This is a genomic window from Thermophilibacter provencensis, assembly GCF_900128445.1.
Taxonomy (GTDB): Bacteria; Actinomycetota; Coriobacteriia; order Coriobacteriales; family Atopobiaceae; genus Thermophilibacter; species Thermophilibacter provencensis.
On the sequence record NZ_LT671417.1, the window covers coordinates 774,502 to 793,422 of the forward strand.

Below are 18,921 nucleotides of genomic sequence, written 5' to 3' on the forward strand. Positions count from 1 at the left end.
TTAGTTACGCAGCTAGGAGGCTTTCATGACTACGACAGACAGTCGCTTCAAGGTTATTCTCGTCAACGCCGGGCCGCACAAGAGCGGGTGCACGGACCGGGCGCTGCGCGAGGTGGCGGGCGCGCTCGAGGAGAACGGCGTCGGCGCCGACGTGTTCTGGGTGGGCACCAAGCCGCTCGCGAGCTGCGTGGCCTGCAAGCGGTGCACCGTGACCGGCAGGTGCGTCTTCGACGACCGCGTGAACGAGTTCACGAGCGTCGCCTGTGACTACGACGGCATCGTTCTCGGATCGCCCGTGCACTTCGGCGCCGCCACGGGAGCGGCCACCGCCTTCTTCGACCGCGCGTTCTACAGCTTGCGCCAGAGGGTGGGCGACGACGCCTTTCGCATGAAGGTCGGTGCGGCCGTGGCGAGCTGCCGACGGGCGGGGAACACGGCGACCATCGACCAGCTCAACCGATACTTCCAGCTGTTGCAGATGCCCATTGCCACCTCGCGCTACTGGAACATCGTGCACGGCGCCACGGCAGAGGAGGTGGAGCAGGACGTCGAGGGCCTGCAGGCCATGCGCTTCCTCGGCGGGAACATGGCGTTTCTCATCAAGGCCATCCGCGCGGCTCAGGATGCGGGCATCGAGCTGCCCGCTCAGGAGCCGACCACCTACACCAACTTCATCCACTGATGTGTCCCAGCAGGGTGGAAGGGTTTTCACATGGCAACCTGGCTCATAACGGGAGCGTCCAGCGGCCTCGGTCGTGGCATAGCCGAGGCGGCGCTGGCGCGCGGGGAGAACGTGGCGCTGGCGGCCCGCGACCTAGGACGCGTTGACGATTTGGTGAGCGACTACCCAAATCAGGCGCTTGCGGTCTACCTCGACCTCGGCGACCTCGCAAGCATAGAGTACGCCGTCATCGCCACGCGCGAGCGCTTTGGCGGCCTTGACGTGCTCGTGAACAACGCCGGGCATGGTTATCGCGCCACGGTGGAGGAGAGCGAGCGGGAGCGCATAGACGAGCTCTTCAACACCAATTTCTTTGCCGTGGGGCGCATCATCCGGCGCGTCCTGCCCACCATGCGCTCCCAGCGCTCCGGGCTCATCGTCAACGTGAGCTCGATTGGCGCGGTGCGCGGCGCGCTGGGCAACGGCTACTACTCAGCGTCCAAGGCGGCGCTTGAGCTGCTGACCGAGGCCTTGGAGAAAGAAGTTGCCCACCTGGGCATCGAGACCATGATCGTGGAGCCAGGGGCCATGCGCACGGGGTTCTTCGGGGACGCCCTCCTCGAGACCCGGCGCCACATCGCTGACTACGACGAGATTGCCGATAGGTATCGCAAGACCGAGGCGACCGACTCCCATGACCAGCCGATCGATCCCAAGGCGGCCGGGCGCGTGGTCGTCGAGGCAATCGTGGGCGGGAACCGTCCCCAGCGGCTCCTTCTGGGATCGGACTGCGTCGCGGCAGCTCGCGCTGCGCTGGAGGCACGTCTGGCGGAGCTGAATGAGTGGGCGGACGTAAGTGTCCGCGCAGATTTCGACAATGATGACGAGAGGTGTGAGTAACGTGGGAGCTATGACGAACGCACGCGTTCTGGGCAAGAGTGGCATCGAGGTGAGCTCGGTTGGCATGGGCTGCATGGGCATCACGCACGCGAGCGGGGACCCGATGCCGGACAACGATGCGGTGCAGGTCATCCGTGCGGCGCACGAGATGGGCTACACCTTCTTCGACACCGCAGAGTGCTACGTCGGCCGGCGCGCCGACGGCACCGAGGCGCACAACGAGGACGTGGTGGGGGAGGCGCTCGCGCCCGTGCGCGACGAGGTGGTCATCGCCACCAAGTTCGGCGTCACCCACGCGCCGGATAAGACCATTCTCGTTGACTCGCGTCCTGAGACCATCCGCGCCTCGGTGGAGGGCAGCCTCCGCCGCCTGCGCACGGACCACATCGACCTCTACTACCAGCACCGCATTGATCCCAAGGTGGAGCCGGAGGTCGTGGCGGGCGTCATGGCCGACCTCATCAAGGAGGGCAAGGTCCGCGCCTGGGGCATCTCCGAGACTACCGAGGACTACCTGCGCCGCGCCGACGCCGTCTGCCCTGTCTCCGCGATTCAGAACCGCTACTCGCTGATGGCGCACTGGAACGAGTCCCTCTTCCCGGTGCTCGAGGAGCTGAACGTGGCCTTCGTGGCCTTCTCGCCCATGGCGAACGGCTTTCTCACGGGCGCCTACAGCCATGCCACGCACTTCGAGGGGGCGCAGGACTACCGCGAGGGCATGCCCCAGTACACCGAGGAGGGCGAGAAGCGCGCCGAGCCGCTCATGAGGTTCCTGCACGAGCTCGCCGGCCTCCACTCCGCGACGCTCGCGCAGGTCTCGCTCGCGTGGATGCTCCGCAAGAAGCCCTACGTCGTCCCCATCCCCGGCAGCCGCAAGCCCGAGCGCCTGCGCGAGAACCTCGGTGCCGCCGAAGTTATGCTCACCGACGACGAGATCGCCAAGATCGACGAGCTTCTCGATGGCCTTGACCTTATGGTCTTCGGCGGACACGCGGTCAGGTAGGGGACGCGCATGAGCGACAAGATCAAGGCGACGGACAGGCCCTACGTCATCTGCCACGTCTTTGCCGGGCTCAACGGGCGCATCGACGGCGCCTACATGTTCGACCCCGCGGCGGCCGAGTCGCGCGCCGAGTACTCGCGCATGCAGCGGGAGCTCGGGGCGGACGCCGTTGCCTACGGCAGCGTCACCACCAGGGGCTTTGTGGGCGGGGGCGTGCCCGCGCTCGATGCGGGCGCGAGCGTGCCCGACGGGGACTTCGTGGCCCCGCATGCAGAGAGGAGCTTCTACGTCTCCATCGACCCTGCCGGCGAGATCACCTGGACGGGAGCCACCTATAGGCGCCCCGGCCGCGCCGACGCGCACGTGATCGAGGTCCTGACCAACGAGGCATCACCGGCGTACCGTGCCCACCTTCGCGAGCAGGGCGTGTCCTACGTCATCGCTGGCAGGCTCGCGCTCGACCTCCCGCTCGCCCTGCGCAAGCTCCGCGGCCTCTTTGGGATCGAGCGGGTGCTCGTGTGCGGCGGGGGCAAGACGGACATGGCGTTTCTCGCCGCGGGCGTGCTCGATGAGCTCAGCCTCGTTCTCTCGCCCACGGTCTCGGGGGAGCCGGGTACGGCCTCGGTCTTCGACGAGACGCCCCCTGTTGCGGAGGGCTCGTTTGCCTTTAGGCTCGCGGACGTGGAGCGTCTGCCCGGAGACGGCCTCCACCTTGTCTATCGGGTCGCGCGATGATGTCGAGACGCGACTTTTTGAGGGCCACGGGGCTTGCCGCAGCCACATGGGGGCTTGTCGGCTGCACACCTGCCGAGAAGGACGACGCGCCTACCGCTAACGATGCCGCGGCGGCGTCCACCGAGGCCACGGCCGACACCCGCATCTTCGACGTCATCGACGACCCGCGTCTTGCCGGCTTTGGCCGTCTCGTCTTTCCCACGGGGTTCGTTGCGCCCACGGAAGACATGACACTTGCCGACATGCCGGACATCCTGCCCTGGTACTCGGAGATCCACGCGGAGACCACCGTCGACGTGGTGAACTACCTGCTCACCCAATGCGCCGCGGGTCAGACGGTCTTCTACGACATCTACACGGACACCGAGAAGGACGCGGACCCCTCGCTCGCAGACACCGGGCTCTTCCGCTTTGCGGCCGAGGGCCTCTCGGAGGGCGAGCGCGCTCCCTTCGCCGTGGTGAGCGCCGGCGGTGGCTTCGCCTACGTCGCCGCCATGCACGACTCGTTCCCGCACTGCCTCCATCTGGCACGCGCGGGGCTCAACGGCTTCGCGGTCATCTACCGCCCGGAAGCGCAGCTCGCCTGCGAGGACCTCGCGCGCGCGGTCTCGTTCATCTTCGAGCATGCCGACGAGCTGGGCGTGGACACGGCAGGCTACTCGCTCTGGGGCGGCTCCGCGGGCGCGCGCATGGCGGCATGGGTCGGCGGCTACGGCCCGGCGGCGTTTGGCGCCCCGGCGGAGACGCCGCAGCCCACGGCGATCGTCATGCAGTACACCGGCATGCGGGAGCTGACGGGGGCGGACCCCGCCACATATGCCTGCGTGGGTGACCGCGACGGCATCGCCAGCTGGCGCACCATGCAGGCACGCCAGGACGCTCTCGCAGACCAAGGCGTGCCCACCGAGTTCCATGTGTACGAGGGCCTGCGCCACGGCTTTGGCCTGGGTGTCGACACGGCGGCAGAGGGCTGGATCGACGACGCGCTCGCGTTCTGGGAGGCGCAGCGATGAGGCTGACGAGAAGGGGCTTCCTGATGGCGGCTGCCGCGGGCGTTGCCGCCGCGGTCACCGGCTGCTCCCGGGGGAGTGATGAACGGCCTCATGACTCCCTGGTGGGCGTCGAGGCGGAGGGCTCTGCTCCCGAGGCCTCGATCGACGACCTCGGGGGCGTTCGCGAGCTGGTGGAGCTTGACGTTGACGAGGAGGGCCTCATGAGGCTGAGCGACGCACATGTGAGCCCCGACCCCGCAACGGCCACGGGCACGGTGCTCACGGCGGGGGTCACCCCGCGCGAGCAGCAGCGCCTCTTCCTCTGGGAGGAGGGCAACGTGCCGGCCGTCACCGAGGACCGGGGGAGCGGGATGGACCCGGTGGGCTTTCGACCCACGATTACGTCCGTTCCCGTGCCGAAGGGGACGGACGTCAAGGGCGCCGTCCTTCTCTGCGCGGGAGGCGCCTTCATCTTCCGCGGGGACGAGGCGGACTGCTATCCCACGGCGGAGGAGCTTGCCGTGCGAGGCTATCAGAGCTTTGTCGTGGACTACCGGCTCCGGCCGTACACACAGGCAGAGGGTGGCGTAGACCTGGCACGCGCCGTCCGCTTCGTGCGGGCCCACGCGGACGAGTTCGGGTTGCCCAGCGAGAGACACATCGCCGTGGGCGGCTACTCCGCGGGTGGGATTCTCTGCGGCGAGACGATCCTCAACTGGAGGGGCCACGTGACGCCTGACGCGCTGGATTCCTCCTACGAGCCCGACGACCTCGACGCGGTCTCGGCGGACGTCGCCGCGGACGCCATGATCTACTCGTTCTACGGGCGGCTCTCGGTGGCCTCCCTCGACGAGGAGGCTCTCGGCTCGGCGAACCTCCCGCCCACGTACTACTGCTACGGCACGCGCGACCCCTTCTACGACCAGTTCGAGGCGCAGGTGGAGCTCATGCGTCGACTGGGCTACACCGTACGTGCCCGTGTGCTCCAGGGCTGGCCGCACGGCTTCGGCGCGCTTGGCGACTGGATTCCCGAGTTCGACGCCTTCATGCAGGACGCGTTCTCGCGGGCCTAGCGCCGCCGCAAGGATAGCTTCTACGCGTACCAGAAGATCATCAAGAGCAACGGCTATGACGTCTGAGTCATAGCTGACGAAGCAACAATGACTTCTGAGTCCGGGGCGTCCTTCTCGGCAACCGACCTTATTCCCAGCGTTGGGTCGAACGTGTCCGCCGGTGCCCAAGTGCTAAAGATCACTCGATAGGAGATGACCGTGCATGTATGACAGGTTATTCGAGCGTGTTCGCATAGGTAACGTCGAGCTCAAGAACCGCATTGTGATGGGGCCGATGGACGAGTCGCTCGGGGATAACTCGGGCAACGTCTCGCCGCGGTGCATGGAGTACTTCTGCGCCCGCGCCGCAGGTGGCACCGGCGCCATCGTGACCTCGTATGTGGCCGCATGTCCGCCGGAGCTCGGGGGCATTGCCATGCCGGGGCAGCTGCGCCTGCTCTCCATCGGCAACCAGCTCTCCTTCGTGCACTTTGCAGAGCGCATCCACGCGTATGGCGCCAAGCTCTTCGTACAGCTCCACCACCCCGGGCGCAAGACCTGCGCCGAGTACAACGACGGCCACGAGCCGGTCTCGGCAAGCTCGATCACGCCGGGTCTTGCCGCGCGCGGGGAGGCACCGGTGCACGAGCTTACCGTGGACGAGATTCACAAGATCGAGGACTACTTCGCCCGTGCCGCCCAGTTCGCCGTGTGGGCGGGCGTCGACGGCATCCAGCTGCACTGCGCGCACGGCTACCTGCTCAACCAGTTCATCAACCCCGCCAAGAACGCGCGCACCGACGAGTACGGCGGCAGCCTCGAGAACCGCTGCCGCATCGTTGTCGAGATCATCGAGAAGATCCGCGAGGTCGCGGGTCCGCGCTTCCCGATCACGGTGCGCCTGAACGCCTTCGAGGGGGAGGGACTGCCCGGTGAGGCGGGCGCAGAGGAGATGCGGAGCGTTGGGGCCTATCTGGCGGCGCGCGGCGTGAACGGCTTCCACCTCACGCTCATGAGCATCGACCGCGTGGGCACGCCGGACATGAAAGCCGGCTGGCGCACGCAGATCTACGCGGACTTCAAGGCCGCCATGCCGGAGGGCGTGTTCGTCTACGGCCCCAACGAGATCAAGACGCCCGACGAGGCGGAGGCAGTGCTCGAGAGCGGCTGCCAGGACCTCATTACGCTCGCGCGCCAGCAGATTGCCGACCCGGCGTGGGCCAACAAGGCGCGCTCCGGCCATGCCGACGACATTCGCCCGTGCATCTCGTGCAACGCCTGCATGCAGCAGATCACGGTGGATCACCAGCCGCTGCGCTGCAGCGTGAACCCACTCGCAGGGCGCGAGCTGGACAACCTGGCCCTGCCGGCGGGCGAGGGGACGGTCGTGGTTATCGGCGGCGGCCCCGGTGGCATGCAGGCCGCGCTCACGGCGGCTGCGCGCGGCTTCGACGTCGTCCTCTACGAGGCGGCGGAGCGCCTGGGCGGCGCTCTCCAGCTGGCGAACAAAGCTCCCAACAAGTTCCGCATCGACAACCTCATTCGCTACTTCGAGCGTCAGATTCAGAAGAGCCCGCGCGTGAGGGTGTGCCTGAACGCGCCCGTCACCGCCGGGACGCTCGATGACATTGCTGCCCTCGACCCCGTGGCCGTCATCGATGCCACGGGCGGAAAGCAGGTCGTTCCGCGCATCCCCGGTGTCGAGCGTGCCGTCATGGCAAACGACGTTCTCTCGGGTGCGGTCGACCTCGCGGGAAAGAAGGTAGCCGTGGTGGGCGGCGGCATGACGGGCCTCGAGACCGCCGAGCTTCTCGCCTCCCGCGGCGCCGCCGCCGTCACAGTGCTCGAGATGCTGCCCGCCCCTGGGCGCGGAATCTTCTCGTTTAACGTCACCAAGACGGTGGGCGCGCTCGAACGGGCGGGTGTCTCGATCCGCTGCGGCGCTCGTGTGGATGTCCTCGAGGAGGGCGCCGTGGCCATCACGGATGTGGCGAGCGGCACAGCCGAGCGCATCCCGTGTGACGCTGCCGTGCTCGCGATCGGCGTGTATACGGACCATTCGATGCGCGACCTGCTTGAGGCGCGCTTCGACCGGGTGATCGAGGTCGGCGACGCCAACCATGCCGGCAAGATCATGACAGCCGTGCGCGACGGCTGGGATCGCGTGAAGACGATCTAGGCTCTGGAAGGGGAGTGCGGTGAAAGACTTCAGGTTAGGAAAGGAGCGGGTCATATGATTCTCTTCATCAACGGTAGCCCTAACAAGGACGGCAACACGGCGCGCCTGGCTCGCGAGCTCATCGGCGAGCGACCTTACGAGCAGCTAAACCTTGCCGAGCGCAAGGTCTACGGCTACGGCCAGAGATACGATGACGACGACTTCGATGACGTGCTCGGCCGCATCCAGGCGGCGGACACGCTGGTCGTGGGCTCTCCTGTCTACTGGCACAACCTCTCCGGCATGCTGCGCAACCTGCTCGACCGCTTCTACGGCCCGGTGCCTGCGGGCAGCATGTCTGGCAAGACGCTCTACTTCGTCTTCCAGGGCGGCGCACCCACCAAGGAGATGCTTGAGTGGGGAGAGTACACCATGAAGCGCTTTGCGGCGTTCTACGGCATGAGCTACGGCGGCATGGTCAACAACTTGTCTGATGCGGAGAGGCTGTCTGCACGGCTCTAGGGCGAGCAAACCGCTGGCCCTCGCCGGCGCGTCAGACGCGCCAGCACGGCACCAAGAAGGGCGCAGAGCGCCATGACTGAGAAGTGCTCGAGCAGGTAGAGGGGGAGCGGCACCTCCGCTGGGAGCACGAAGGGCATGCGAAGCGTCACGTAGTCCCAGACGTGCAGCGTCACGAACTCATAGACGCCCAGGCACGCGAGGGCGACCCAGGCTCCTAGGCCGAGAATCGCCGCGGGCCTGGGAGCCCTCGCCCCCTTTGCTCCGATGGCTGCGTCAAGGACGGGCGTAAGGTGGGTCCCCGCATGGAGGGGGAGGACGAGTAGGGCGAGGTACGAGGAGCTGAGGTGCGCCGCGCGGGCGGCCTCGTCAAGGGGGCGCAGCGCATCAACGAGCCCAGAGAGCACGAGGCCGCTCAGGGCGAGCGAGAGCATGAGCAGGAGGGAGGCGCCCGCCGCCACCGTCATGAGCGCTCGTGCGGCTCCCCAGCGGCCGCGCCCCATCGTGCGGACCCAGCCGGCGTTGAGCGCGAGGTGTGCCGTCGCGGCAAGGGTCATCCCAAGACCCAGGGCTGCGTGCAGGTCCTCGGGAAGGAGCTGATAGCCCATCTGCAGGAGCAACAGTGCGGCGAGCGCCATGTCGAGCGCTCGCCGCACCTGCTTGCGGGCCACTGCTTTCCGTGCGTGCGTCATCTGAACAGCCACCCCATAATCTGCTCGTCGTGCGCGAAGAGGTAGCCGCCCGCGCCGTGCTGGCTCGTGTCGGCGGCAAAGCCCCGGTCGGTGAAGTAGCTCGTGGGCTTCACGTCGAGCACGACGAGCTCGTCGATTCGGTCCTCGGAGAGCCCCCGCGCGCGGTACGCGTCGCAGATGCGGGCGTACGCCTCGCGGGCGGGCTCGGGCCCGTAGTAGTCGTCCTTCTCGCCAATGGCCATGTAGACGGGGACCTCTGCCTGCACGAGCGCCTCGACGTCGCCGTCCCAGCGCGAGATGGTGTGCAGCGCGCGCCGGTAGAGCTCGGGGCGCGTTCCTAAGACGATGGAGATGGTCTCGCCGCCGCCCGAGCATCCGCTCAGGTACACGTGGTCCGCATCGATGCTGTAGGCGCTGAGCAGCCATTCGGTGAGCTCCACCACGTCTGACGCCGATTGCTCGCCCCAGTCGTCGAGCTGGGGCGAGGCCACGACCATGTCGGCGATGTAGTCGTTCGCCACGAAGGGGTAGTCCTCCTGAAGATTCGCCCCCACGCCCTGGAAGTAGAGCCCCTCCCAGCCGGGGCAGGCCACGTAGAGCGCATAGGGCACGGACCCGTCGTAGGAGTCCGGCACATGGAGCGAGAAGTGCAGCGTTCTGCCTGATGGCGTCTGCAGGGCGTCGTCAACGACGAAGCCGCGGTCTGTCTGCGACCCCTCCGTGAGGACGTAGCCGTCAAGCTCACGGACATCCGCGGCCTCCCCGGGGCCTGAATCGCCACCTCTCGACGCCACCGAATCCTCCACTGCAGAGCATCCGGTAAGAGCAGGGGGCGCAGAGGTGGCGAGTGCAAGGAAAGTCCTTCTCGTGACATTCACGCCCCAACCTCCACGAGCCGGTAGGCGCGGCTGCCCAGCCCGATCTTCTCGGCGTGCTCGAGCACGTGCTCGCCGCCCAGGCTTTCGATGCGCTCGATGAGGTCGGCCGAGTCGTCGTCCGAGCTGTAGACGAGGTCCACGCACGCCTGGTCGAGCGCCACCGGGTCGGCGCTCGCCAGAATCCCGATGTCGGCCATCTTGGCGGGCGCCGGGTGAGAGTCGCAGTCGCAGTCAACGGAGAGGTGGTTCATCACGTTGACAAAGAGCATGTTGCCGCCCACGGCGTCCACCACGGACTTCGCCGCCTCGGCCATGCACTCCTGGAAGGCGCTGGTGTCGCCGCCCCAGGGGCTGTCGTGGCTCCGGCCGTCCGTGTGGATGAGGCACTTGCCCTCGCGCGACGCCATGCCGATGGAGATGTTCTTGAGCGCCCCGCCAAAGCCCGCCATCGCGTGCCCCTTGAAGTGCGAGAGGACGAGAAACCCGTCGTATTCGGGGAAGTGCGCGCCCACGAGGTTCTCCGTGAGGTGCTCGCCTCCCTCGACGGGGATGGAGGCGGAGCCGTCCTCGTCCATGATCTGGACCTCGGCGATGCCGGTGTAGCCGTGCTCGGCCGCCACCTCGTAGTGGCGCTGCGTCTCTCCGCGCTCGCCGCCATAGGCCGTGTTGCACTCCACGATGGTCCCGTCCACGGCGCGCACGAGGCCGGAGATGAGCTCCGGGTCGAGCGGGTTGCTCCCGGGCTCGCCCGTGGAGAGCTTCACGCCGATGCGCGGGCCGGTGAGGCTCCGTCCGATGGCGGCGTAGACCGCCTGGATGGCCTGCGCGTCGATGGCGCTCGTGAAGTACACGGCGGGAACCGCGGGTGCGCTCCCCGTCGAAGCCTCTTCGGACGTAGCGTGGTCCTCGTGCGCCGTGTCATCGACCGTGCCCTGCGGCATTGCGCCGCCCGCGCAGCCGACCAGGCCTCCCCCGAGTACCAGCCCGCCCGCAGCGAGCGCGGCAGCCTCGATAAAGGACCTGCGTGAAAGATGACTCACGTGCATAGTTCCTCCTTCTAAATGAAATCAAGTCGAAGCCGCAGGCTTTCGGCATAGCGAGAAGCGCATCAGCATCCGCCGTTGGCCTCTTGCAGCTCGGCAAGGGTCACGCGCTCGTTGCGGAAGCGCGGTGCCTCCGGGTTCTTGTCGCCCGCCGCGCAGGCGATGGCGCGCGCGGGGCAGGCGTGCATGCAGGCGAGGCAGGCGTTGCAGCCGAAGCCCGCCTGCGCGCTGCGGACGGCCTTGCCGCCCTCGAGCGCGACGCACCCGGCCGGGCACACCTTGGCGCATATCCTGCAGCCGATGCATCTCTCGGGGTCGATGGTGAGAAAGTCCCCCAGCGCCGAGGGCTCGAAGCGCAAGCCGAGGCTCATGAACTGCTCGTGGGCCGCGCGGTCCTCGTCGGTCACCGGCTCGATCCACTGGCGGCGCGCCGCAACGTCCGCGCGGATGCACGCAAGGTTCTCGCCGATCTTCTTCTCGGGGATGCGGGCGCGCTGCTCGTCCATGTCGAAGTTGGGCAGCCAGTTGTCAACCATGAGGAGCGTGGTCACGTAGGCGGGGTTGAGCCCCGCCGCCCGCGCGTTCTCCAGGCACAGCTCGGCGGCGTTGGCGTGCCGGTTTCCGTAGGTGCAGACGAAGTAGAGGTAGGGCGCGTCGAACGACGCACGGTTGATGAACTCCCGCACCATGTCGGGCATCATGTGACCGTAGGCGGGGTAGACGATGCCGATCGCGTCATCCGCGTAGACGAGCTCGCCCCCGCGGCGCATCTCCTGCGGGATGCTCAGGACCTTCTCGCCCTCTGCGGCCAGCTTACGCGCCGCGTAGAGGCAGTTGCCCGTCCCGGTGAAGTATAGAATCATTCGAAACTTCCTGATTATCAGCGGACTGTCGTTTCCGATGGCCTATGCCAGGCCGAGACCGGAGACCCAATCACGAATCTCGGACTCGTCCGCACTGGACGAGAAGCGCTGGCCCTCCTGCCAGTTCCCGCCGCCCGCGGCCTCGGCAAGCAGCTCGCCGCTCTGCCCCAGGCCAGAGGACGATGACGTGCAGAACGGGATGACCGTCTTGCCGTTCCAGTCGTTGCCGGAGATGAAGTTGTCGATCGGCCAGGCCGCGATGCCCCACCAGATGGGGTAGCCCACCAGCACGGTGTCGTAGTCCTCCCAGCCATCCGGTGTGACCTGCTCGAGCTCGACGTCGCGCAGGCTCTCATCCTCGTGCTCCTGGGTCACGCGGCTGTTGTCGTCGGTCCAGTTGAGGTCGTCGTCGGAGTAGGGCTCCGCGGGCGTCACCTCAAAGAGGTCGGCGCCCAGCTCGTCGGCGATGGTCTGCGCCACGGCCTCGGTGTGGCCCTGCGCCGAGTAGTAGGCCACGAGAACGTTGCCGCCTGCCGGAGCGGCGTCTGCGGCGGAGGAGTCGTCGGTTGCGGTCTCGGCCTGCTCGGGGGCGGCCTGCGCGGGGGCGGCCTCCTCCTCGTCATTGCTGCAGCCGGCGAGAAGGAGGCTCAGCGGTGCAATGGCGGCCGCGCCCATGAGGAAGCTGCGGCGTGACAGGGTTCGTGCGGTGTTCATGAGATTCTCCAATCCACGGCGGTTGCGGGGTGGGGCGCTTTTCGCGAGTTACTCCTGGGCGTCGAAGTCGGGTCTGATCTTGAGGTAGCTCGCGAGTGCCTCCTCGGTCTGCTGGTAGTAGGTCTTGGTGTTGTCGAGCTCGGCGATGCGGGCCATCTCGGCTTCGGTTAGGCGGAAGTCGAAGATGTCCGCGTTGTCGGCGATGTGCACGGGGTTCTTGGAGCCCGGGATGATAGAGGTGCCCATCTGCACATGCCAGCGCAGGATGATCTGGACGGGGCTCTTGTCGTACTTCTCGCCCAGCTCCTCGAACACGGGCTCGGCAAGGAGGCTCGCGTCGCCGTGGCCGAGCGGGTACCATGCCTCGATGATGGTGCCGTAGGGCCCGAGGTAGGCGCGCAGGTCGCGCTGCTGGTGGTAGGGGTGGCACTCCACGGTCACGAGCTGAGGCTTGACCTCTGACGCGGAGCTCATGACCTCGGCGATCTTGTTCTGGGGGAAGTTGGAGAGCCCGAGCGCGCGCACCTTGCCGGCGCTGTAGGCCTCCTCCATCGTGTGCCATGCGGTCAGGTAGTCGCCCACCGGCTGGTGCAGGATGAGCATGTCCACGTAGTCGAGGCCCAGGCGCGCGAGTGTGGCGTCGATTGCCGGCATGCCCGCGTCGTAGACGCTCGGCCAGAGCTTGGTGGAGACGAAGACCTTCTCGCGAGCGACGCCGCTTTTGGCGATGGCGCGGCCTACGGCGCGCTCGTTCATGTAGGCATTGGCGGTGTCGATGTGCTCGTAGCCGGTTGCGAGCGCCGCCGTCGCGGCCGCCTCGGCCTCTGCCGGGCTCATGAGGAAGGTGCCCAGTCCCATGGTGGGCATGCGGACGCCGTTGTTGAGCTTCAGATACTCCATGGTCTCCTCCTTAATGGCGACTTTTCGAATACAACGCTACGGCGTTTACTGACGTGCGAGAAGTTCACGTTGGAATGATGGATATAACCATGGGGTATATACGGCACATAATGCGTGACAGGAGGATCGATGTACAACCCACAGCTCGACACCTTCATCCGCGTGGCGGAGGCGGGAAGCTTCTCCAAGGCGGCACAAGAGTCCTTCATCACGCCGACGGCCGTCATCAAGCAGATGAACCTCTTGGAGTTGCGCCTGGGGCTCACCCTCTTCCATCGATCCCGTCAGGGGCTCTCGCTCACCAAGGCGGGCGAGAGCCTGCTCGCCGACGCGCGCCACGTCGTGCGGTACTCCCAGGAGTCCGTCGCCCGCGCACGCATGGCGGAGCACGCCGAGAAGCGCATCGTGCGCGTGGGCGTCTCGCTCATGACGCCGTCGACGTTCATCGCCCGGCTCTGGCCCAAGGTCAAGGAGCGCTGCCCGGGCATGAGCATGCAGGTGGTGACCTTCGAGAACGGGCCGGCGGCTGTGCGCGGGCTCGCGGACCTCGGGCGCGACATGGACGTCGTGGTGGGCGTCTTTGACGACAACTTTCTCGCGGAGCACGAGTGCGCGGGGCTCGAGCTTGCGCGCGAGCCCTTGTGGTGCGCGGTTCCCGAGGGCGACTTGCTTGCCGCGTGCGAGGTGGTGACGTTCGACGCTCTGCGCGGGCGCTCGCTCATGCTCATCCGGCGCGGATGGAACTCGGACATCGACGTGCTGCGAGACCGCATCCGCACCGACTATCCCGACGTGACGGTCGTCGACTTCCCGCAGTACCGCGCAGAGGTCTTTAACCAAGCGGCGAACGAGGAGCTCGCCCTGGCCACGCTGCCGGTCTGGCGCGATGTGCACCCGCTTCTGTACACGCTCCCCACGGACTGGGGCTGCGCGGTCTCGTATGGTCTGCTGCACGCGCCCGACCCTGCCGAGTACGTTGCGGATTTCCTGAAGGCGGTGCGCGAGGTGATTCAGGATGACGATTGGTCGGGGGCCGCCCAACCGATCAATCCCCACGGGCAGCCCCCTGTCAGCTAATCATACCGTGATAGCTTTGAGTTCACTACATCCAGCGGAGTACGGCGCGGACGAGCCAGCGTACCGCCCTAAGCAAGATCCTCATAGTCCTCCTCCCCGAGCGCCTCGGCGGCGAGCGCCGCGGCGTCCCTCATCTCGGGCGTCACCCCCATGGCGGCGCACCGCTCCTCCGGGGGCGCGGACGGGTTCGCCCGCTCGAGGAGCGCGTCGACCTTGAGGACCGACCGACCGGTTGTTTCGGGCGAGCTTCGCCGGCACCGCTCTGAGCGGGGCCGGCCGAGCCCGAGAGGAGCCGGAAGAGCATCGTGGCCCTTGCGGGGAAAGCGGGCCCCGTGACAGGCTGCGCGCACGAGGAATAACCGACATCCGCCGGCTTCGGCTCGTCGTTATTGGGTTGTCTCTGGTTTTTGTCTTATCGGATAGGCACCCGGCCGAGGGGAAGTCGGGCCCTGTTCTGACCACTCGGATTTACTCTTACCCGGGTTAGCCGCTTCATGTGGCGGCATGTCATGCGTCTGAGCTGCTGTTTTCATGCGGCGGGTAGCCGGGTTGCTGCTGGGCTACTCGGAACTACTCGGACTTACTCTTTCCCGCTCGGCCCTGCAGGGCCCTGGAATCTCGCCGGGCCCTGCAGGCGCCCAATTTCTCGGAAATCAGAACGGCGATTCATAGGGAATCCGAGGACATCGCCTCGGCTCCCGAGCGCATGACTTCGCTCAGCATCTTGATCCCCTGGCTTAGCTCCACCTGCTTCTTAAAGTAGTCGGCATGCTCAAGGAAGCGCTCGCGCAGAGCGCGCAGGCCTGCCGCCTTTTCTGACCTTGCGTCCGCATCGCTGACGATTCTATCGAAGCAGAGCACGAGTGCGGTGAAGTCGTGGATGACGGGGAAGCGCTTCGTAAGGGCGACGAGCTCCTGGTCGATTCCGAGCTCCTCCCGCGCTGCCGTCGCGATGGAACCGACGGGCTTCTGTAGGCGCTGACCGATCGTGTTCAGAACGTTGCCGTTATGAGCGGCCGCGTTGCGCAGGGCCTTCACGGGGAACAGGAGCTGCTTGACGGATTCGGCCTCCTTGCTGCGGCCTCCTCTGAGGTCGTAAAAGTAGAACTTGTAAAGCGCGATGATTCCTCCGAAGGAGACGAGCTCGAGGTAGTTCCAGACGTACATGTCCTCGCGTCTGCCGTACTTACTCGCGAGGCCCCGGGTGTAGTTCGAGTCTCCTAGGTACGAGACGCTGCGCTCGAGGTGCTCAGGGTCTATTCCCAAAGTCTGGTCCTCGGCGATGTGGAGCATCTCGAGGAAGAGCGTCGCCCGCTCGTTGCCGCCCACCCCATCTAGTCGGTCGGCGATGGCCTTCATCCTCTCGACGGCGGCTTCTGACCCGCTTGGATCGAACCGCTCCTCCAGCATCCTCTCCTTACGCACCCTCTCGTGGGCGAAGAGGAGGTCGAGAACCTCCTTCCCGTCGGCGCCGTCGTCCATCATCGTCCGGTTGAGATGGACCTTCATGTAATGCTCGATGTCGAGCGTCATCGAAAGGATGTGCTCGCGGAGGTGGTGGTCGAGTCTGGTGAGCTCGGCGAGGTAGGCGAAGTCTAGGTTGACGTAGCGTCCGTAGCCCTCCGACGCAGGGCTACGATACGTTGAGAAGCACTTCGCAAACGCCTTGACCTTTTAAGAAGAAGTTCTTGTCGCGGAGGGACGCGACCGCGGCCTCGGGGCTCACTATGTCGAAGCGGACGCCCCGCTCTGCGAGGTGGGCGACCTGTTGCTCTGCCGGGATGAGCGGGCGCTCCTTCATGATCGTGCCTACAGAACGAAAAATGCGGCTGTAGGTACAGGTACCCGCAGCCGCTAAAAGCCCGAAGGCTTTTCACACTGCGGACAGTATACCCCGCTTTGCCGAAGGGACAAAGGGTGCGGGGAATGCCCGCGCATCTGCGACACTTGCTGGCCCTGCGGGGCAGCGGGACATCCTCTCAATGCGTAGAAGCTTGGGTGATGCGGATTACCTCCACGACATGCCGAATATGAGGGCACTCTCGCGCTCGACGTCAGAGGGCTCCTCCTCGCCGCGCATGGCGGAGAACTCCCGCGCGAGGAAGTCGACGGTCCAGGCGAGCCCCTCGTCGACCTCGTCGGCGGAACGGATGTGCCTAAGCTCCCGGTACACGCGCGCCATCTCGTCGCGGAGCATCTTGTAGATGCGGGCCCTCTGCTAACTGCGCGACAATTATGGTATGAACAGCTCTATTGAGAAAAAATGCCGCATACGGCAAAAATGCTCAATCTTACGTGCGCTGGGTAAACGCGTATTACGAAGACGGCGCGTTTTACATCATCACGCATGCGCACTCAAATAAGGTGAGACAGGCGGAGCGTGGCCCTGTCGTCGGAATAGCCGGCGAGTGGTTCACGGCGCATGGAAGGGGCGTCAATCTGGGCTATTTCGGGAAGGAGGGCAATCGTCGAATTGCCGAGAGGCTGCGGAGAGCGTTTTCCGAGTGGATCGACAACGGCCACAATGACTTTGATGATGAAAACACGATAATCCTATGCGTGGAGCTGACAGACGGCGTGCTGTTATCGCATGGAACGAGGCATGAGTTCCAGCTCTCGGCATGATGGCATTGTCGAGTAAGAAATAATCAAAGTAGCTTGCTAGCGCCGGAGCCGCGGGTGTCTCGCGGCTCCGGTTTTGTAGAGAGAGGCATCGGCAAGCCGCGTGCTACGATTCCCTAAACCCTGCTCGACCAAGGAGTCCCCATGAAAGCGCTGGTGCATGACGGCTGCGGAAACATCGCCCTTCTCGACAGGCCGCGTCCGCGTCTTTTGGAGCCCGCGGACGCCATCGTTCGGGTGACGCGCTCAACCATCTGCACGAGCGATCTGCACATCATGCGCGGCGCCGTGCCGCGCGCAAAGCCGGACACGGTGCTCGGTCACGAGTTTGTGGGCGTGGTCGAGGAGGTGGGTGCGGGCGTGCGCTCCTTCTCGCCCGGCGACCGCGTGGCGGTGAACTGCGAGACCTTCTGCGGAGAGTGCTTCTTCTGCAAGCACGGCTGGGTCAACAACTGCGAGCGCGGCGGCTGGCTTCTGGGCTGCACCATCGATGGTTGCCAGGCGGAGTATGCGCGCGTGCCGTACGCGGACAATGCCCTTACGGGCATCCCGGACGATGTCTCGGACGAGGGAGCGCTGTTCCTGGGCGACATTCTGGCAACGGGCTGGTGGGGAGCGCGTCTGGCGGAGATGGGGCCCGGTTCAACCGTCGCGGTGATCGGGGCGGGGCCGGTTGGGCTCACCACCATGATGTGCGCACGGCTGGCCAATCCGGCGCAGGTCATTGCCCTCGACGTGGATGAGTCGCGCCTTGAGCTCGCGCGCGGGCATGGCCTTGCGGATGTCGTCATCAACCCTGCCGAGAAGAGCCTCAGCGACGTCGAGTCCCTCGTGCGCGCCGCGACGCACGGCCGCGGAGCAGATGCCGTGATTGAGGCGGCGGGCGGTGACGACACCTTCGAGATGGCCTGGCGCATCGCCCGTCCCAACGCCGTCGTGGTGATCTCTGCAATGTACGAGCGTGACCAGGTGCTGCCGCTGCCGAACATGTACGGCAAGAACCTCACGTTCAAGACCGGCGGAGTGGACGCGTGCGGACTCGACGAGGTGATGGCGCTCATCGCGGCCGGCAGGCTGGACACGAGCCTCCTCATCTCGCGTCGCTACCCGCTGAACGACATCCTGGAAGCATACCGAGCCTTTGAGCGGCGCGAGGACGGTTGCCTCAAGGTCGTTATCACTCCGTGGGAGGTGCGCGACTGACGTCCTTCTCGCCGTGCCCTGCGCGGCACCTGCGCCATGGAGGGGCCGGGTCGCCAGGAGAGAAGGGCGAGCGCCCTATGCCACGATGAACTTGCGCCGCAGCTCTTCGCGCGCGTCGTCGTCGACGCGGAGCGCTTCGGTGAGATATGCGTCGAGCGAGCCGTACGCCTCGTTGACCGCATCGAGCGCCGCGTGGAGATAGCGCGCGTCGACGCCGCCGACATCGAACATGTTCTGCGCGGAGCCCTTCGCCTCGATCAGCTCGTTCGTGGCGAGATAGTCCTTCTCGACAAGGTCCCAGGGGACGCCAAGCGCCGTCTCCACCAGCGCGGAGGCCATCCCGCAGCGGTCCTTGCCGGCGGAGCAGTGCCAGAGCACGGCGCCCTCCTCGAGGGAGAGGAGCTCCCGGAAGAGGCCGCGGTAGGCGGCAAGACCGTCCTCGCCGAGCACGAAGCGCGGGTAAAGGCCGGAGAACAGGTCGGCGATGTCCAGCTCGCCGCTCATGAGCTTCTCGCCCAGCGCCCTTATCGCCTCCTGTGCGTCCCCGCCGCTCGGCGCCCGGAACACGGGCAGGTGGACGAGGCGCGCCTCCGGCAGGGCCTCCATGGGGTCGGGCCAGCGCGCCGCCTCCTCGTCAGTTCGCAGGTCAACGACAAGGCGCACGTCGTAGGTGTCGCGCAGCGTCGCCAGGTCCCCGGCGGTCGCCGGGGCGAGCATCCCAGAGCGCAGGAGGCGTCGGGGCCTGACGTGCCCTCTGCCCGCGGGAAGCCCTCCCAGGTCGCGGGTGTTGTGCAGGCCCTCGAGGGCAATCTTTCCGTGGTTGATGGGGCTCGGCTCGATCGTGTCCGTCATGCGGCGCTCCCTGTCAGCGGCGTGCGTTGCCAAGGCTACTTATTCCCAAAAGTCGCG

The 18,921-nt window shown here is 66.3% G+C and carries 19 protein-coding genes and 1 pseudogene; 10 read left to right on the forward strand and 10 right to left on the reverse strand.

What is annotated here, in order from left to right; translation table 11 throughout:
• Positions 1-25: 25 nt before the first annotated feature.
• From BQ7391_RS03515 to BQ7391_RS03550, 8 genes are all read left to right on the forward strand, one after another.
• A complete protein-coding gene (locus BQ7391_RS03515; protein WP_075279321.1) occupies positions 26-682 on the forward strand; it encodes a flavodoxin family protein in 657 nt (218 codons plus the stop codon).
• A gap of 30 nt (positions 683-712) precedes the next feature.
• Positions 713-1,561, forward strand: a complete 849-nt coding sequence (locus BQ7391_RS03520; protein WP_075279322.1) for an SDR family NAD(P)-dependent oxidoreductase — start codon at positions 713-715, stop codon at positions 1,559-1,561.
• A gap of 10 nt (positions 1,562-1,571) precedes the next feature.
• Positions 1,572-2,564 carry an aldo/keto reductase gene (locus BQ7391_RS03525; protein ID WP_075279323.1) on the forward strand — a complete coding sequence of 331 codons (993 nt, stop codon included), beginning with the start codon at positions 1,572-1,574 and terminating at the stop codon, positions 2,562-2,564.
• 9 nt (positions 2,565-2,573) lie between these two features.
• Positions 2,574-3,299 (forward strand): RibD family protein, encoded by a 726-nt coding sequence (locus tag BQ7391_RS03530; RefSeq protein ID WP_075279324.1) that lies wholly within the window; start codon positions 2,574-2,576, stop codon positions 3,297-3,299.
• Positions 3,296-4,312: an alpha/beta hydrolase gene (locus BQ7391_RS03535; RefSeq protein WP_129583901.1), complete on the forward strand. Its 1,017-nt coding sequence runs from the start codon at positions 3,296-3,298 to the stop codon at positions 4,310-4,312. The genes BQ7391_RS03530 and BQ7391_RS03535 overlap by 4 nt, the downstream gene beginning before the upstream one ends.
• Complete coding sequence (locus BQ7391_RS03540; protein WP_083662070.1) at positions 4,309-5,364, forward strand: alpha/beta hydrolase; 1,056 nt, start codon at positions 4,309-4,311, stop codon at positions 5,362-5,364. The genes BQ7391_RS03535 and BQ7391_RS03540 overlap by 4 nt, the downstream gene beginning before the upstream one ends.
• A gap of 202 nt (positions 5,365-5,566) precedes the next feature.
• On the forward strand, positions 5,567-7,522 hold the full coding sequence (locus BQ7391_RS03545; protein ID WP_075279326.1) for an oxidoreductase: 1,956 nt from the start codon (positions 5,567-5,569) through the stop codon (positions 7,520-7,522).
• Between the two features lie 54 nt (positions 7,523-7,576).
• Positions 7,577-8,023: a flavodoxin family protein gene (locus BQ7391_RS03550; RefSeq protein ID WP_075279327.1), complete on the forward strand. Its 447-nt coding sequence runs from the start codon at positions 7,577-7,579 to the stop codon at positions 8,021-8,023.
• Here the strand turns inward: BQ7391_RS03550 and BQ7391_RS03555 are convergent.
• From BQ7391_RS03555 to BQ7391_RS03580, 6 genes are all read right to left on the reverse strand, one after another.
• On the reverse strand, positions 8,020-8,691 hold the full coding sequence (locus tag BQ7391_RS03555) for a hypothetical protein (protein ID WP_129583902.1): 672 nt from the start codon (positions 8,689-8,691) through the stop codon (positions 8,020-8,022). The two genes, BQ7391_RS03550 and BQ7391_RS03555, sit on opposite strands and share 4 nt — an antisense overlap.
• Positions 8,692-8,708: 17 nt before the next feature.
• Positions 8,709-9,506: a prolyl oligopeptidase family serine peptidase gene (locus BQ7391_RS03560; protein ID WP_200799574.1), complete on the reverse strand. Its 798-nt coding sequence runs from the start codon at positions 9,504-9,506 to the stop codon at positions 8,709-8,711.
• Positions 9,507-9,586: 80 nt separating this feature from the next.
• The gene (locus BQ7391_RS03565) at positions 9,587-10,630 is read right to left on the reverse strand and encodes a DUF362 domain-containing protein (protein ID WP_235858610.1); all 1,044 of its coding nucleotides are present in this window, start codon (positions 10,628-10,630) and stop codon (positions 9,587-9,589) included.
• A gap of 68 nt (positions 10,631-10,698) precedes the next feature.
• Positions 10,699-11,496 carry an EFR1 family ferrodoxin gene (locus BQ7391_RS03570; RefSeq protein ID WP_075279330.1) on the reverse strand — a complete coding sequence of 266 codons (798 nt, stop codon included), beginning with the start codon at positions 11,494-11,496 and terminating at the stop codon, positions 10,699-10,701.
• A 42-nt stretch (positions 11,497-11,538) separates the two neighbouring features.
• Positions 11,539-12,210, reverse strand: coding sequence for a flavodoxin (locus tag BQ7391_RS03575; RefSeq protein ID WP_083662071.1), 672 nt, complete (start codon positions 12,208-12,210; stop codon positions 11,539-11,541).
• A gap of 48 nt (positions 12,211-12,258) precedes the next feature.
• Positions 12,259-13,110, reverse strand: coding sequence for an aldo/keto reductase (locus BQ7391_RS03580; RefSeq protein WP_075279331.1), 852 nt, complete (start codon positions 13,108-13,110; stop codon positions 12,259-12,261).
• A 129-nt stretch (positions 13,111-13,239) separates the two neighbouring features.
• Between BQ7391_RS03580 and BQ7391_RS03585 the strand changes: the two genes are divergently transcribed.
• Positions 13,240-14,187 carry a LysR family transcriptional regulator gene (locus BQ7391_RS03585; RefSeq protein ID WP_075279332.1) on the forward strand — a complete coding sequence of 316 codons (948 nt, stop codon included), beginning with the start codon at positions 13,240-13,242 and terminating at the stop codon, positions 14,185-14,187.
• A 666-nt stretch (positions 14,188-14,853) separates the two neighbouring features.
• Here BQ7391_RS03585 and BQ7391_RS03590 read toward each other — a convergent pair.
• The 3 genes and pseudogenes from BQ7391_RS03590 to BQ7391_RS03595 form a co-directional block, all read right to left on the reverse strand.
• Positions 14,854-15,774: pseudogene (locus BQ7391_RS03590) on the reverse strand (Abi family protein); the annotation flags it as partial.
• 46 nt (positions 15,775-15,820) lie between these two features.
• A complete protein-coding gene (locus tag BQ7391_RS12570) occupies positions 15,821-15,988 on the reverse strand; it encodes a hypothetical protein (RefSeq protein WP_235858611.1) in 168 nt (55 codons plus the stop codon).
• 207 nt (positions 15,989-16,195) lie between these two features.
• A complete protein-coding gene (locus tag BQ7391_RS03595; RefSeq protein WP_075279333.1) occupies positions 16,196-16,384 on the reverse strand; it encodes a hypothetical protein in 189 nt (62 codons plus the stop codon).
• 569 nt (positions 16,385-16,953) lie between these two features.
• Between BQ7391_RS03595 and BQ7391_RS03605 the strand changes: the two genes are divergently transcribed.
• A complete protein-coding gene (locus BQ7391_RS03605; protein WP_075279335.1) occupies positions 16,954-18,012 on the forward strand; it encodes an alcohol dehydrogenase in 1,059 nt (352 codons plus the stop codon).
• Between the two features lie 75 nt (positions 18,013-18,087).
• On the opposite strand, the gene BQ7391_RS03610 is transcribed toward BQ7391_RS03605, so the two are convergent.
• Positions 18,088-18,864, reverse strand: a complete 777-nt coding sequence (locus BQ7391_RS03610; RefSeq protein ID WP_075279336.1) for a tyrosine-protein phosphatase — start codon at positions 18,862-18,864, stop codon at positions 18,088-18,090.
• Positions 18,865-18,921: the final 57 nt, after the last annotated feature.